The sequence below is a fragment of the Gemmatimonadales bacterium genome (assembly GCA_036279355.1).
Taxonomy (GTDB): domain Bacteria; phylum Gemmatimonadota; class Gemmatimonadetes; order Gemmatimonadales; family GWC2-71-9; genus DASQPE01.
Genome location: DASUJH010000049.1, coordinates 40,158 through 55,477, shown reverse-complemented (window position 1 = coordinate 55,477; position 15,320 = coordinate 40,158). Strand labels below are relative to the sequence as shown.

Below are 15,320 nucleotides of genomic sequence, written 5' to 3'. Positions count from 1 at the left end.
CCGCCCGACCGCCTGTCCGCCCCATCACGGAGCCCGAATGACCATCGATACCACGAAGGGCATCGCCGGCCTCAAGGGCGCCCTCAACTATGTCCGCGCGTACCGCGACCAGGTGTTCGTCGTGAAGCTGGGCGGCGACGTGCTGGGCGATCCCGGCGTGCGCGACCAGGTCTCGGCGCAGCTCGCCCTGCTCTCGTCGCTCAGCATCCGGATCGTCGTGGTGCACGGCGGGGGCCCGCAGGCCACCGCGCTGAGCCGGAGGCTCGGCCACGAGCCCGTGATGGTGGCCGGACGCCGCGTCACCGACGACGCGGCGCTCGAGGTGGCCAAGATGGTGTACGCGGGCTCGCTCAACGTCGATCTCCTCGCCGCGCTCCGCGCGCACCGGGTGCAGGCGGTCGGGCTCTCGGGCGTCGACGCCGATCTCATCACCGCGCACCGCCGGCCGCGCGTCGCGGCGGTGGACGACGATGGCCGCTCGCGCGAGGTGGACTACGGCCACGTGGGCGACATCGATCGGGTGGACCCGCGCATCCTCACGACGCTCATGGGCGCGCGGTTCGTCCCCGTGGTCGCCTGCCTTGCGGGAGACGAGGACGGCGCGGTGTACAACGTGAACGGCGACACCGTGGCCGAGGCGCTCGCCGTGGCGCTCGGCGCGCAGAAGCTCATCTTTCTCACCGGCGCCCCCGGCGTGCTGCGCGACCGGAACGATCCCTCCACCCTCGTCACCTTCGCCGATCCCGACGATCTCGCCGGGCTCATGGCGAGCGGCGCGCTCGCGGGCGGCATGCGGCCCAAGGTGGAGGCGTGCATCCGCGCCGCGACGAGCGGCGTCGAGCGCACCCACATCGTGAACGGCCGCGCGCCCGACGCGCTCCTGCTCGAGGTATTTACCGGCGCCGGCTGCGGCACGATGATCGTGGGCCGCAAGGAGAAGGCGACGTACATCGGGGTGGACCTTGCGGGATGAGATCGCCCTGCTCGCGGAGCTGGTGGCGATTCCCTCGGTGAGCGGCACCGAGGAGGCGATAGCCGGCTTCATCGAGCGCACCGCGTGCGGCTGGGGACTGGACGCGGTGCGCGACGAGACGTCGGTGCGCATCGACGTGCGCGGCCGCGCGCCCGGGCCGACCCTCGCGTTCGTCTCCCACCTCGATACCGTACCGCCCGGCGCCAGCTGGACCCGCGATCCGTTCGTCCCGACCGTCGAGGGCGAGCGTCTCTACGGCCGCGGCTCGGGCGACGCCAAGGCGTCGGTGGCCGCCATGCTCTTTGCCGCGCGCGATCTCGCCGCGGGGCCCGCTCCAGCGGCCGGCCGGCTGCTCGTGATTCTGGGCTACGGCGAGGAGACCAGGCACACGTCGATGGAGCAGGCCGTCGGGCGCACCGGCAGCATCGACGCGGCAATCGTGGGCGAGCCCACCAACCTCGACATCGCCGTGGCGCAGCGCGGGCTCATGATGGTGGATCTCGTCGCGCGTGGCGACCAGCGCCACGCGGGGTACGCGGGCGACGATGGAGCCGGCGGCGCGTTCACCAACGCCGCGCTTGCCCTCGCGCGCGACCTCATCCGGCTCGACCGGCTCTTCGACGATCGCGCGCATGCCACCCTCGGTGTCGCTAGCGCCACGCCCACGATGCTCGAGGCCGGTGTGAGCCGGAACGTCACTCCGCCCACCGCGCGCGCGGTGCTCGACGTGCGGAGCACGCCCGCCTGGACCCATGCCGAGCTGGCCGAGCGGATGCGGGGCGCGCTCGAATCGGAGGTGGTGGTGACCTCGGAGCGGCTGGTGCCGTGCGAAACGCCGGCGGGCTCGCGCCTCCTCGCGGCGGCCGAGCGGGTGCGGCCCCAGGGCCGGCGGTTCGGCAGTCCGACCTGCTCCGACTGGGTCTTCGTCCGTCACGCCGACGCCGTCAAGTGCGGCCCCGGCACGAGTCGCCGCTCGCACACGCCCGACGAGTACGTGGACCTGCCCGAGGTGACCGAGGCGCGCGCGTTCTACGCCGCGGTGGCGCGGGCATATCTGGAGGGCACCGGCTGATGCGGCGCGCGCGGGCCGCGCGGCGCGCGCCAGCAACGCGAAGGCGGGCGCGGACGCTCTGGGGTGGCGACGGCGCCGGCTCCGGGCTCGCAGTCCGCGTGCTCTCCTACACCGCGGACGAAGACCGCGTCTGGGATGCGCGCCTGCTTCGCTGGGACCTCCTCGGCAGCCTCGGTCACGTCGAGGGACTCCGCGCCTCGCGCATCATCTCCGACGCGGACGCGCGCCGCCTCCGCGCAGGGCTCCGCGCCGCACTCACCGCGGCGGAGCGCGGCAGGCTCGCAGTTGGCCCCGCGCACGAGGATGTCCACACGGCGGTCGAAGACTGGCTCACCCGCCGCGCGCCCGGCGCGGGCGAGCGGCTCCACACCGGCCGCTCGCGCAACGACCAGATCGCCTGCGACCTCCGGCTTTATCTCAAGGACCGCCTGCTCACGCTGCACTCGGCGGCGCTCGACCTTGCTCAGGCGCTGGTCGACTTTGCCGCACGGCACCGCGCCGTGCTCTGGCCGGGCTACACCCATCAGCGCCGCGCGATGCCGTCGTCCGTGGGCGCGTGGGCGCTGGGCTACGCCGAGGGTCTTCTCGACACGGCCGAAGCGCTGCCCGCGCTCTGGACCGCGGTGGACCGCTCGCCGCTCGGCAGTGCGGCGGGTTACGGCGTGCCGCTTCCGCTCCGGCGCGAAGCCACCGCACGCGCGCTGGGCTTCGGCAGCGTGGACCACGCCGTCACCGCGACGCAGAACGGCCGCGGCAAACTCGAGGCCGCCGCGCTCTTCTGGTGCAGCCAGCTCGGCCACGAGCTGAGCAAGCTGGCGCAGGACCTCGTGCTCTCGAGCGCGGAGGAGTTCGGGTATCTGGTGCTGCCGGCGGAATTGGCGACCGGCTCGAGCATCATGCCGCACAAACGGAACCCCGATCTCTTCGAGCTCACCCGCGGCCGCGCCGCCGCGCTCGATGCCGATCTCGTCGCCGTGCTCCAGCTCAAGGCCCGCCTCCCCGGTGGCTATCACCGCGACTTCCAGCTCCTGAAGGAGCCGCTCATGCGCGGCCTCGACCGCGCGGAGGCGATGCTCGACATGATGGCGCTGGCGCTGCCGCGCGTCGGCGTCGACCGGGCGCGCGCGGCGGCGGCGCTCGACGGCGGCGCGCTCGCCACCGACGAGGTGATGCGCCGGGTCGAGGCGGGGCGCCCGTTTCGCGCGGCCTATCGCGAGGTGAAGGCGGCGCTCGCGCGCGGCGAAGAATTTGCCGCGCCGCCCGCGCGGCGCCTCATCGCGCGGCGGCGCTCGAGCGGCGGGCTCGGCAACCTGGCGCTGCCGGCCGTGCGCGCGCGGCTCCGGCGTGCGCGGGCGTGGGGCGCGCGCGAGCGGCGCAAGTTCGATGCGGCCATGGCGCGGCTCGCGGGCCGCGTGCGGCCGCGCGGGCGTCCTGCTCGCGCGGGCGCCGCGCTTGCGCGCCGCGCCCGGAGGGCTTGATGACCGTCGAGCGACGGAAGCGCCACCTGCGCATCCTCGAGATCATCAGCACCCGCGCCGTGCCGACGCAGGAGGAGCTGGCCGATATCCTGAACGCGGAGGGCTGGGACGTCACCCAGTCGTCCGTGAGCCGGGACATCGCGTCGCTCCGGCTGGTGAAGGTGGACGGCGCCTACCGCCGCGCGGCGCGGGCCGCGGCGACGGCAACTGACCCGGACGAGCAACGCATCGCCGAGGGCGCGCTTGCCGTGGATCCGGTGGGGGAAAATCTGCTGGTGGTGCACACCGCGCCGGGCGAGGCCAACCGGGTCGCGGTGGCGATGGACCGGCTCGCGTGGCCGGAGGTGGTGGGGACCATCGCGGGCGACGACACGATCTTTGTCGCGGTGGGGGATGCCAAGGCGCAGCGGCGCGTGGCCTCGAACGTTCGGCGGCTCGCCGGCCGCTGACGCCCGCCGCGGCCGCAGAGCGCCCGAACCCGGAACGACGAAGGGCGGCCCAGTTGGCCGCCCTTCGCGTTTCGCCCTTCGCCGCAGCCACCGGCGGCGCGCGTCGGTCAGGGGAACTGGAGGTTGAACAGGTCCGACGTGGCCGTTACCGGCGGATAATTCCGAATGCTTCCCGCGTTGACGATGCCGGTGGTGGTGCCCGTGAGCGTGTAGCCGCCGGGCTTGTCGATCTGCAGCGTGATCGAGGCCACGCCGTCCGTGCCCGTCGTTCCGCTGGGCGTGGCGGGCATCACCGTGAAGCTCCCCTTGTTTCCCGCCACTGATACCGTGACGACTACGCCCTCGATCGGCGCGCCGGTGTTCGACGCTGTGGCCTTGAGCTTGATCGTAAAGTTGGTGCTCGTCGTGCCATCCACCGGCTCCTGGGTGTAGGCGAGCTGCAGGTTGCCCGCGTCCACCACCTCGAATGTGCTGAAACCCTTGCCCAGTCCGCCGGTGCCGCCCGGGTTGAGCACGGCGGCGTACGCCGGCTCGGGGGCGAGCATGCGTCCCAGGAAGGCGAGCGGCGACGAGAAGCCGTCCGCGGCCCCGAGCGTCGTCCCGCAGAGCTTCCGCCCGTTCTGGTCGGGGGTCGTCTCGAGAAAGCCCGCATCTTCGAACTGCACGATAGCCGCGTCTTCCTGCAACAGCGACTTCGAGCTTTCCTGGCAGATGCCGAGGACCAGCGTGCGGCTGGCCAGCGTGGTGACGAGGGGGGCGGTGGCCCAATCGAACGCCGAGCCGATGATGCCGTTCACCACCGCCGAGTTCGGCTGGGCGTAGATCACCGCCTGCGATACGCCGAGCGCCGCGGACCACGAGCTGTTGGAACCGGGCTTGATGCCGATCGCCGAGCCGCCCTGCCGTGTTACGACCGGCACCGCCGTGGCTCCGCGCACCTCGAACGCGCCATCCTTGGTCGGGTCGAGCGGCGTGCGGAAGTCGATCGCCTGGGTGATCGAGACGTCCATGCACGAAAGCGTCTGGTTGGCGAGGTCCGAGCCGAGGTCGGTGCCGCCTGCCTGGTGGCCCGCGTCCACCGTGTTCGCGAGGAGTGTCAGCAGCTCGAACCCGGGGCCCGTCGCCCCCGCCTTGCCGCTTGCCGCGAACCCGGCCTGCATCCGCTTGATTATGTCTCCCGCCGTCTGCTGCTCGGGCGTCACGAACTCCTTGCCCGCCAAGCTCTTGATCGATCTGAACGTGGCATCGCAGGTGAGCGTCGTGCCGGCGGCGATGAGGAGGTTGGGCGAGCCGGGCGCGGTGGGCGCTGGCCGATCGCCTTCACTGCATGCGGCGAGGCCGAGCACCAGGAGACCCGGGGCGAACCAGAGGCGGCGGAGCATCGAGAATTCCATCGTTTGAGGTGCCCGAAAATGGCCGCGGAGCGCGGTTTGCGCCAGTGCGCGGCCCGGGACCTCCCTCAGCTTCCGCCCGCGAGCGCCTTGTACCTGGGGTCGTTCACCAGGTTGCGGAAGTACCAGGACTGGTCCTTGGCGATCGATTCCTGCCGCTGGGGGTTGGTGGCCACCCAGGTCTGGAGCAGGCGGATCGTGTCGTCCCGGTCGCCCAGGATGTTGCGGGCGATCGCCTCGATGTAGAGGAGGTCGCGGGTCTGATCGACCGTGGCGTCGCCACGGGAATGGATGGCCACGGCCCGCGCGCTGTCGGCGAGGCCCGCGCGCGCGAGCGCGATGGCCACCAGCATCCCTCCCTCGAGCTTCCGGTAGGGCTTGAGATCGGCGGGGCTCAACTGCACGTATTCGTCCGCCAGCTTCCACGCCTTCGGAATGTCGGGGCGGGTGTCCTTGAGCGCAAACAGCCAGAGCTGGCACGCGGCGAACCGGGCGTCGCCCGGGAAGCGCCGCTGCCCTTCCTGGCACCAGCGGTTTGCCTCGGGGCCGTCCTCGAGGTCGAGCGATGCCTGGAACAGCCGCCACACCGTCGCGTTCGCATTCGTGAGATACGGGTCCGCCTCGTACGCGCGGAGCGCCGCGAGCTTGCCTTCGGCCGTCTCCGACTTGGCCATGAGGAGATGGCTGAGCGCGTTCCAGGCGCCGGCCTGCGCGGGATTCGCCGCCACTGAGGCGCGGAAGTCCGCCTCCGCGTCGGAAAACAGCTTGGCCGCCTCCGCGCCGGGGGCGAGGTTCAGGATCCAGCGCCAATAGCGCAGCGTGCCGCGGAGCTCGAGCGCGTCCGCGTCTTTCGGCTGCATCGTGAGGGCGCGCTGAGCGAAATCCAGCCCGCGGGTGAACCAGGTGTCGTAGTACGTCCGCTCGATCGCGCCGGAGAGCCGGGTATGTTTGTACGCAAGCCAACCGCGCGCCACGACCGGCGTGATCCAGCTTTCGTCGGCGCTTTGCGCGCGAGCGAGCAGCGAATCGGCGCGGCGCAACCGGTCTTCGGTCGCCGCCGAGTCGCCTGCGCCCGCCAGGGAATCGGCCGCGTCGGTGAGGTGCTGCGCCTGCTGCACCAGCTCCCACGCGGCCACGTCACGCGTGCCGGCCCGGCTCTCGAGCGCGGCGACTTCGCGGCCCAGCCGCTGCCTCAGGAATTGCGAGACATCGCGCGACAGCTCGTCCTGCAGCGCGAACAGCTCCGCCCGCGGCCGCTCGATCGTCTTGCTTCCGATTTCTTCGCCCGTCGCCGGATTCACCAGCGCCACGTTCACCCGGAGCCGTCCGGCCGACTGCGCCACCGTTCCCGAGACGATCGTCCCCACTTTGAGCGCCCGCGCGATGCTGTCCGGCGCCACGTCGGCCTTTCGGTAGGGCGCAACGCCGTTCCGCGAGATGACCCGGAGCACTTTCACCTGACTCAGCTCGTGGATGAGCGCGTCCGTGAGGCCGTCGGCCAGGTACTGGAGCGAGTCGGTGCCGCTCTGGTCGTGGAAGTAGAGCACCGCAATGCGATTGGGATCGAGCGCCGGCGCCGCCGGTGCGGCCGCCGCGGCGTGACGCGCGCGCAAGGCCGCGTATCCGCCGCCAGCCAGGAGTGCCACCACCAGCGCGGCGAGCGCGATGCGGAGCGGCGTGACCCGGCGTCGCTCCGGCGGCTTCGTGACGGGCAGCTCGACGGTCGGGATCATCCGCGCCGTCGTGCGCCGGGTGACCCGGGAGTAGTCCGCGTCGCGCAGCGACTCGGAGAACTCCTGCATGCTGCGGAATCGGTCCGCCGGCGTCTTCTCCAGCGCCTTCACGATGATCGCCTCGACCTCGTCCGGCACCGTCTGCCGCACGATCTGCAGGCTCGGCACCGCCTCGAGCGAATGGCGGGCGAGCACCGCCATCGGGTTCGGGCCCGTGAACGGCGGCTGGCCCGCGAGCAGCTCATAGAGCACGCAGCCCAGGCTGTACACGTCGCTCCGGGCGTCCACCTGGTCGGTGCCCATCCCCTGCTCAGGGCTCATGTAGTACGGCGTGCCCACCGCCATCCCCGTCTCGGTGAGCTTCTGGCCGCCCGCGGCGGTCACCGCGCGTGCGATGCCGAAGTCGGCCACCAGCGCGTGGCCGTCGGAGAGCAGGATGTTTTCGGGCTTGATGTCGCGATGGATGATGTCGTGGGCGTGGGCGTAGCCCAGCGCGTCGGCCGCCTCGCGGATGAGCCGGATGGCGTCCTCGAGCGGGAGCTGCTTCTCCCGGTCCACCCGGTCTCGGAGCGACTCGCCCTCGACGAACGGCATGACGTAGTAGAGCAGGCCGTCCGCATCGCCCGAGTCGTAGAGCGCCAGGACGTTCGGATGCTGCAAGCGGGCGGCGATCTCGATCTCGCGGTGGAACCGCCCGGCCCCGAGGGACGCGGAAAGCTCGGGACGCAGGACCTTGATCGCCACCCGGCGGTCGTGGCGGAGATCGTGGGCGAGGAAGACCGTGGCCATGCCGCCGCGGCCGACCTCCCGGTCGACCGCGTATCGGTCAGCCAGCGTCAGACGGAGTCGCTCGATGGTATCGCTGACGAGCGCGTCGCTCACTACGGCCTCGGATGCGGGAACGTTCTATAATAGCATGGCGATAGCCCATCGGCCGCAGGTCGCGGCGGCCGAGTTCTCCTGTGGCGGAAACTCGACACCGGGCCGTCTGGCGCGGACCGTATTCGGGATGTAGGATGAACTTTCAACTCCCACGGTTGCGTGAGACGGAGGCGGTCCGGTATGGCGGTCGGCGAGCGATTCGTCCCCGAGATCGAGCGGTATGCGCGCGGCCCGCAAACGTGGCGCGTCCGCCGCCTCGTGGCGGTGCTTGGCGCGGTGAGTGCCACCGTGCTCGTCGCCTGCGGCGGCGAGCCGCGCTCGCTCGATGCCGGCTGGTTTGGCGGGCCGCCCTCGGCTGCCGCACGGGACCTGGCCCCGCCGGCGGCGGACTCGACCCAGCTGGCGATGGCCGCCGTGGACCCCTCGGTGTGGAACGATGCGTCGGCCCACTCCAGCACCGATGCGGCGCCCCATTTTGCCCTTCGCGCGGCGAGCCATCGCTCGTCACGCACTTCGGCCGATCCGGCCGATCCGCCGCCGCCGTCCTCGCGCGCCGCGCGCTCGCGGCGCGGCCGCGGACTTCAGACGCTGCCACCGGCCGACCTCCACTCGACGCTGCTGCACCTTCGCTCGCTCGAGGCGGGGCTCTTTGCCATTGGGCGCACCTACACCGCCGACCCGGAGAGCCTGGGCTACGCGCCCGAACCCGGCGCGAGCGTGAACATGATCTGGGCCTCGAAGTGGGGCTGGGCCGCCGTCGCGCGCGACACCGCGCAGCCCGATCGGGTCTGCACGATGTACATGGGCGCGGTGCCGCATTCGGGCGCCGCCGCCGGCCGCGTGGATGACGGCAAGGCCGGCGTGGCCAACTGCAGCCCGGCCACCGGCAGCCCCGGCCACTGGGTCGCCTATCCCGAGCTGCTCCTGCGCGACTCGGCCCGGGCGAGTCTCGCGCGCGGCGCGGCGACGCTCATGCGGCACGACCTCGTGAAGCTCGTGCTGTCACAGCGCGCCCACCACGCCATGCAGGGCATCTACGCCATCCGCATCGACCCGATGTCGCTCCACTACGCCTGGCATCCCGGGGTCATGCTCCGCATCCTCTCGGCCGACGCACAGGGCTGGTCGGCCGAGGCCACCTACGATGAGTGGCCGGGGCACAGCTGCGTGATCTGGGCCGGCGAGGTAAAGGAAAAGCCGGCGAGCGCGGCCGATAGCCGGACTGCGAACAAGGAAGCCGTCCCGGTCTGCGACGAGTAGGCGGACAGACGGTCAGGCGGTCAGGCGGTCGGAACGGCTGACGAGTTCGCGGAGGGGGCCGGACCGCTCCCGCGTTGCCTACTGACCGCCGGTCCGCCTGACCGCCTGTCCGCCATACCTCACCGCCGTCATCTCAGCCAGAATTGCGAGCGCCGTCTCCGCCGGTTGCCGTCCGCCCAGGTCCAGACCGATCGGCCCGTGCAGACGTGCGAGCTGCTGGTTGGTGATGCCCGCGGCGGCGAGCCGCTCGCGCCGGGCCTTTTGCGTCTTGGCCGATCCGATGGCGCCGACGTACGCGGCGTCCGAGCGGAGCGCCGTTTCGAGGGCCGGCTCGTCGAACTTGGGGTCGTGCGAGAGGACGCACACGTAGGTGGCGCGGTCGAGCCCGATCCGCGCGAACGCCTCCGCGGGCCACGCGAGCACCAGCTCGTCGGCGTCGGGGAATCGATCTCGGCCGAGGAACGCCTCGCGGCCATCGGCCACCACGGTGGAGTAACCGAGCGCCTTGGCGAGCGGCACCAGCGCCGCGGCGATGTGCACCCCGCCGAAGATCACGAGCTTGGGGCTTCGGGGAAAAACTTCCAGAAAAATCCGTGCGGTGCCGCCCGGCGCCGGCAGCTCGATCGTGGCGCTCGCTTCGCGCGCGAGCGCGTCCTGCGCGGCGAGGCGCACGGCCTCGCGGTCGATGCCGTCGGTCAGGTTGCCCTCGAGTCTGCCGTCGTCGCGCACGACGAGCGACGTCCCCGTCCCCGCGCCCTCGACCACCGTGGCGATCACGACCCCGCCCGCACCTTGCGCTGCCGCTGCCACCTCGGGGCGCACGCTCGGCTCCACCAGCACGCTGATCGTGCCGCCGCACGCGAGTCCCACTTCCCACGCGCGCTCGTCGCTCACGCCGTAGGTCACGAGCTTGGGTGTGCCGCGCTCGATGGCGGCCGCCACCTCGAGCGCGGTGGCGGATTCGACGCAGCCACCGGAGACCGATCCCGCGATCTGTCCGTCGGCCGAGGCGAGCAGGCAGGCGCCCGCGGCGCGCGGCGCCGAGCCCCAGACACGGGTCACCACCGCGCGGCCGAACGGGCGGCCGGCGGCGGCGAAGCGATCGTAGTCGGTGAGGAGGTCACGCATGGTGAATCAGCTCACGATGGGTGTCATGTGTGCCGATCAAACGACTTGAACATCGGCTGCAGGCAATCGTGTTGGCGTCTGGCACCTCGGGACAGTAGGCGATCACCCATACGTTCTCGCGCTCGTAGACGGCGGTGAACTCGTGGCGCACAGCGTGGTCCGGGTGCAAGGATGCTTGAAAAGCTACCGACCCCGGCGGGCGTATTCCACCCGACCTCGCCGGTGATGCTGGTCACCGAGCGTCAACCTGCGATTGCGGTACGTAGCCGTCGGGCGCGTGAGCGCTTCGCTCTTGCTCGCTTCCGTCAGTCAGGACCACTGAGGTCAGAATGAGTTCCCCCTCGATCGAAACGAGCAGCTCGGACATTTGGCGTCGCGAAGCCTGACCGATGTCCGTTCGGGATGGCGCTTCCTCATCTACGAGACGAACCTCCCGCTCCAGCCCGCCGCGCCGAGCCTTGCAGGTGCTGGGTCTTGGGCTCATTACCGGGGCCGCGGACGACGACCCATCGGCAATCGGGACCTACGCTACGGTCGGGGCCAAGCTGGGCCCGACGTTCTTATGGATCGCGCCCGCGATCTTTCCCATGATGTTCGCGGTGGTCTATCTCTCGGCGAAGCTGGGGCAGGTTGCCGGTGAAGGGCTGTTCGCGGTGATCCGCCGCCACTACCCACGCTGGGTCCTCTATACGGCTTTGATCGGGGCGGTGATTGGGAATACCATCGAAGCCGGCGCTGATCTCGGAGGGATGGCCGCAGCATTTAACCTGCTCGTTCCGGCTTCCGACCCCATGGATCGTATTTGCCATTGCACTGGTCATTCTGGTCTTGCAGCTGTGGGGATCGTACGTCCTGATCCGGAACATCTTCCGGTGGCTCGCCCTCGCGCTCTTGGCGTACATCGGCTCGGCCATCCTCGCCAAACCCGATCTCGCGAGCACGCTGCGAGGAACGCTGGTGCCAACGCTGCGGTTCGACCGGGAGTCGCTGTCGTTGGTGGTGGCCGTTATCGCATCGTCCAGGGATTCTCGACGCCCCCGCTGATGTTGCTGATCATGCGGATGACGAACAGCCGTGCCATAATGGGCCGGCACGTGAACGGAAGGGCGATGAACGTCCTTGGCTGGCTCACCACGCTCGCGATCTTCGGAGCCACCATAGGCCTGGTGATTGCCTGGTTCAGGTAATCGCCCTCGGTCTGACGCTCATTGAATCGCCCGCAGCCGCTCCGCCAGCATTTCCAGCGATGCCACCGACGCGCACGGCACCAGCGCGTCGACGTGCGGCAGCGCGGCGCGCAGCCCCGCCGTCGCCGGCTCGAACCCCGGACGGCTCGCCAGCGGATCGAGCCAAAGCAATCGGTGACATGATCGACGGAGCGTCGCCATCTCGCGCGCGAGCAGGTCCACGTCGCCGCGCTCCCAGCCGTCCGACACGATGAGCACCACGGCGCCGCTCCGGATCGTCCGCCGCACCCACGCGCGATTGAGCGTCCGCAGACTCTCGCCGATCCGGGTGCCGCCGCTCCAATCGATCACGCGGTCGGCCACGCGGCGGAGGGCCAGGTCGGGACTCCGCACCCGGAGCTGCCGGGTAATGCGCGTGAGCCGGGTGCCTAAGACGAACACCTCGACCGGCGCGCCGGTGCGCTGCAACGCGTGCGCGAACCGCAGCACGAACCGGCTGTAGCGCTCCATCGATCCGCTGACGTCGCAGATGAGCACGATCGGCCGCGGGCGGGTGCGGCGGCGGAGCCAGCGCCACGCGAGCGCTTCGCCGCCGGCGGCGAGGCTTCGCCGGAGCATGAGGCGCGCGGCCGGCCGGTGTCCACGTGCCGCGACCCGGCTCCGCCTCGCGCGCCGGCGTGGGAGCCGCGGACGGAGCGCCGCGACCATCGCCATCGCATCCCGCGCCTCGTCCGCCGTGAGGCTCGCGAAGTCGGCGCCGCGGAGCTGCTCGCGCGCGCTCGGCGCGCGTACCGAGGCGGGCGCCACGAGCTCGACCGTGTCACTCTCCTCGCCACCCGCGAGGTCGATGCCGGTCTCCCGCGCCTCTCCCTGGCGGATCTTCGGCAGCGCACTGCCGGCCCCGCCTGGGTCCGTCATGCGGCGCCAGAACAGCTCGAACGCCGTGTCGTACGTGGCACGCTCCTCGCTGCGGCGCGCGAACACCGCGCGCCCAGCCGCCTTGATGTCCCGTTTTCGATCCAGGCCGACGAGCAACATGGCCCGGACGAATTGGCGACTCTGGTCGGGATCCACAGCGAGGCCGGCGCGGCGGAGCAGCCGGCCGAAGAAGGCGGCGTTGTCGGCGAGATCGCGAGGCATACCGAAAGCTATGCGAATCGAATGTTCGGCGGTGCTCTTCGACCTCGATGGGGTGCTGGTGGATTCCACCGCGTACATCGAGCGCCAGTGGCGCGAGTGGGCCGCTGGGCGCGGGCTCGATCCGGCGCCGTTCCTCCGCGTCTGCCACGGCCGGCGCGCGCTCGAGACGATCCGCCTCGCGGCACCCCGGCTCAACGCCGAGGCCGAGGTCGCGCGCTTCCGCGAGCAGGTGGTCGAGAGCGATCCGGTGCTCGACGCGGTGCCCGGCGCCGCCGCGCTCGTCAGATCGCTTCCGCCCGGCACCTGGGCCGTGGTGACCTCGGGCTCCGCCACGAGCGCGCGGCGCAGACTCTGCGCCGCGGGGCTGCCGCTGCCCGCCGTGCTCGTGAGCGCGGACGACGTGCGCCACGGCAAGCCGAGCCCCGAAGGCTACCTCCGCGCGGCCGAGCGGCTCGGGGTGCCGGCTTCCGCCTGCGTCGTGATCGAGGACGCGCCGCCCGGCGTCGAAGCTGCGCGCGCGGGCGGCATGGTGGTGATTGCGCTCGTCGGCACGTACAGTCCGGACCAGCTTGCCGCGGCCGACTACCGCATCGACTCCCTCGAGGCGCTCGGCGTGCTCACCTGCGTCTCCGCCAGCATCGTCCGCGCGGCACCGCCCCGCATCGCACTCACGTCCTCCTGATACTTGAGCAGGACGCCGAGGGTCTGCTCGACCTCGGCCGGCTCGAGCCGCCGGGCATCGAGCGCGGTGAGCGCGGCCGCCCAGTCGAGCGTCTCCGCGATGCCGGGCACCTTCGTGAGATCGGCGGTGCGGAGCCGCTGCACGAAGGCGACGACCTCCGCCGCGAGCTGCTCCGGCACCCGCGGCAGGCGCGCGTGCAGAATGGCCCGCTCGCGCTCGGCGGTGGGATAATCGATCCAGTGATAGAGACAGCGCCGCTTCAGTGCGTCGTGCACCTCGCGTGTGCGGTTGCTCGTGAGGATGACGCGCGGCGGGCGTGAGGCCGCGATGGTGCCGATTTCGGGAATCGTCACCGCGAAGTCGCTCAAGAGCTCCAGCAGAAACGCCTCGAACTCCTCGTCCGCGCGGTCGACCTCGTCGATGAGCAGCACCGGCGGCACCGCGTGCGGCTCGAGCGCGCGGAGCAGGGGGCGGCGGATGAGGAACTCCTCGCTGAAAATGTTGCGCGTCCCCGCCGACTTGGCCTCGCCCCGCGCCTCGAGCAGGCGGATCTCGAGCATCTGCCGCGGGTAGTCCCACTCGTACACCGCGGTGCCGATGTCGATCCCCTCGTAGCATTGCAGCCGGATCAGCTCGGCGCCGAGCGCCAGGGCCAGCGTCTGCGCCACGGCGGTCTTGCCGACGCCCGCTTCGCCTTCGAGCAGGAGCGGGCGCTCGAGCGCGAGTGCCAGGAAGATCGCGGTGGCGAGGTCGCGGTCGGCGACGTAGCCGTGCGCGGCGAAGGCGGCCTGCAACTGGTCGATGGTCATCGGCCCCTTGGCGCCGTCGCTCGCGGCGTCACGGCCATCCGTATTGCGGCGCTCACCCATCTCGGCTCTCCATTGTCACGCCTCTCCCGAGGGCGACGCGAGATCGCGGGCGTACGCCGGAAAGCGGAAGCGCATGTCGCGCGAGAGCAGGCCGCCGTGGCCCAGATCGGCCAGACTCTCGGCCGTGAGGATTTCGCCGGTGAGAAGCCGCGGCAGCACGAGATCGGCCGCGGTGGCCATGGTAAACATGCCGCATTGGGGGAGGCCGAGGATCTGCGTGTCGTTCAATCGCGCGAGCCAGATCATCGATCCGGGGTGCGCCGGCACGCCGCGCCGCACCATCGCGCCGCCGAGTGAAGCGAGCGCCGCGATGAACGGAGACAACGGGTCGCCGGCCGACACGCCGCCCACGAGTACCACGGGCAGCCGCCGCTCCAGCGTGAGCATGATGAGCGCCGCCCGTGCGCCCGCCCGTGCGCGGGCCGGGTCGCCGTCGGGCACGGCAATGGTGCCGCTGAACGTGGACCCGAGCGCCTCGACCTTGGCTCGCGCCCCCGCCTCGAACCGCTCGATCGCATCGGGTGTGATCGCCTCCTCGGCGGCGATGGCGCCGACCTCCATCGGGCGAAACGGCCGCACCTCGACCAGCGGGCCTTCCTCGCGCGCGATCGCTACGCCCGCGTCGACCGCGCGCCCCGGCACCAGGTGCGGCGCCACCTTGACCGAGCAGACCACCTGCCCGCGCGCGACCGACTGGCCCTGGTAGAGAGTGAACACCTCGAGCGGATCGATCGCGTTCACCCGATGGAGCGCGCCGGCGCGCACGCGCACTACGCCATCCCACGCCGCCGCGAGGTCGAGCCGGCTCTGACGCGGCGGTTTGAGCTCGATGCCCCCGCCGCCCGCCGCGAGCGCCAGCCGCTCGGCCGCTTCGTCTTCGTGCAGATCGTCCGGATCGGGCCACGCGAGGCGTACGGCGCGCGCGATACCCCCGGCACGTGCCGCGTCGATGAGCGCGGCGGCGCCGGCCGCGTCGAGGCGGCGCCCCTTGGGCAGCGTGCCCGCCGGGACCCGCACCGGGGCCAGCAACACGGCGCCGTCGAGCTCGAGCGGCTGCATGGCGCCAAGCTCGACGG

13 protein-coding genes are annotated in these 15,320 nt (G+C 71.6%); 7 read left to right on the top strand and 6 right to left on the bottom strand.

The features are described from left to right. Positions 1 to 37: 37 nt before the first annotated feature. Genes argB through VFW66_12080 form a run of 4 tightly spaced genes read left to right on the top strand, consistent with a single transcriptional unit; the run spans position 38 to position 3,972 of the window. Positions 38 to 973, top strand: coding sequence for an acetylglutamate kinase (gene argB, locus VFW66_12095; protein ID HEX5387438.1), 936 nt, complete (start codon positions 38 to 40; stop codon positions 971 to 973). Then, complete coding sequence (locus VFW66_12090; protein ID HEX5387437.1) at positions 963 to 2,045, top strand: M20/M25/M40 family metallo-hydrolase; 1,083 nt, start codon at positions 963 to 965, stop codon at positions 2,043 to 2,045. The genes argB and VFW66_12090 overlap by 11 nt, the downstream gene beginning before the upstream one ends. Next, on the top strand, positions 2,045 to 3,523 hold the full coding sequence (locus tag VFW66_12085) for a lyase family protein (protein ID HEX5387436.1): 1,479 nt from the start codon (positions 2,045 to 2,047) through the stop codon (positions 3,521 to 3,523). The genes VFW66_12090 and VFW66_12085 overlap by 1 nt, the downstream gene beginning before the upstream one ends. Beyond that, entirely contained in the window at positions 3,523 to 3,972 is a 450-nt protein-coding gene (locus VFW66_12080; GenBank protein HEX5387435.1) for a hypothetical protein, read from the top strand. The genes VFW66_12085 and VFW66_12080 overlap by 1 nt, the downstream gene beginning before the upstream one ends. Positions 3,973 to 4,079: 107 nt before the next feature. On the opposite strand, the gene VFW66_12075 is transcribed toward VFW66_12080, so the two are convergent. Continuing rightward, positions 4,080 to 5,366, bottom strand: coding sequence for a hypothetical protein (locus VFW66_12075; protein ID HEX5387434.1), 1,287 nt, complete (start codon positions 5,364 to 5,366; stop codon positions 4,080 to 4,082). 65 nt (positions 5,367 to 5,431) lie between these two features. After that, positions 5,432 to 7,978, bottom strand: a complete 2,547-nt coding sequence (locus VFW66_12070; GenBank protein ID HEX5387433.1) for a serine/threonine-protein kinase — start codon at positions 7,976 to 7,978, stop codon at positions 5,432 to 5,434. Between the two features lie 180 nt (positions 7,979 to 8,158). Between VFW66_12070 and VFW66_12065 the strand changes: the two genes are divergently transcribed. Beyond that, entirely contained in the window at positions 8,159 to 9,238 is a 1,080-nt protein-coding gene (locus VFW66_12065) for a hypothetical protein (protein HEX5387432.1), read from the top strand. Positions 9,239 to 9,316: 78 nt separating this feature from the next. Here VFW66_12065 and VFW66_12060 read toward each other — a convergent pair whose 3' ends face one another. Beyond that, positions 9,317 to 10,366 carry an XdhC/CoxI family protein gene (locus VFW66_12060; protein ID HEX5387431.1) on the bottom strand — a complete coding sequence of 350 codons (1,050 nt, stop codon included), beginning with the start codon at positions 10,364 to 10,366 and terminating at the stop codon, positions 9,317 to 9,319. A 389-nt stretch (positions 10,367 to 10,755) separates the two neighbouring features. Between VFW66_12060 and VFW66_12055 the strand changes: the two genes are divergently transcribed. Further along, the gene (locus VFW66_12055) at positions 10,756 to 11,553 is read left to right on the top strand and encodes a divalent metal cation transporter (GenBank protein ID HEX5387430.1); all 798 of its coding nucleotides are present in this window, start codon (positions 10,756 to 10,758) and stop codon (positions 11,551 to 11,553) included. Between the two features lie 18 nt (positions 11,554 to 11,571). Here VFW66_12055 and VFW66_12050 read toward each other — a convergent pair whose 3' ends face one another. Beyond that, on the bottom strand, positions 11,572 to 12,693 hold the full coding sequence (locus tag VFW66_12050; GenBank protein HEX5387429.1) for a VWA domain-containing protein: 1,122 nt from the start codon (positions 12,691 to 12,693) through the stop codon (positions 11,572 to 11,574). Positions 12,694 to 12,703: 10 nt separating this feature from the next. Here VFW66_12050 and VFW66_12045 point away from each other — a divergent pair, with 10 nt between their 5' ends. After that, on the top strand, positions 12,704 to 13,375 hold the full coding sequence (locus VFW66_12045; GenBank protein ID HEX5387428.1) for an HAD-IA family hydrolase: 672 nt from the start codon (positions 12,704 to 12,706) through the stop codon (positions 13,373 to 13,375). On the opposite strand, the gene VFW66_12040 is transcribed toward VFW66_12045, so the two are convergent. Together VFW66_12040 and VFW66_12035 are read right to left on the bottom strand one after the other, a co-directional pair. Beyond that, on the bottom strand, positions 13,276 to 14,244 hold the full coding sequence (locus tag VFW66_12040) for a MoxR family ATPase (protein ID HEX5387427.1): 969 nt from the start codon (positions 14,242 to 14,244) through the stop codon (positions 13,276 to 13,278). The two genes, VFW66_12045 and VFW66_12040, sit on opposite strands and share 100 nt — an antisense overlap. Before the next feature lie 15 nt (positions 14,245 to 14,259). Next, positions 14,260 to 15,303, bottom strand: a complete 1,044-nt coding sequence (locus tag VFW66_12035) for a hypothetical protein (protein HEX5387426.1) — start codon at positions 15,301 to 15,303, stop codon at positions 14,260 to 14,262. Positions 15,304 to 15,320: the final 17 nt, after the last annotated feature.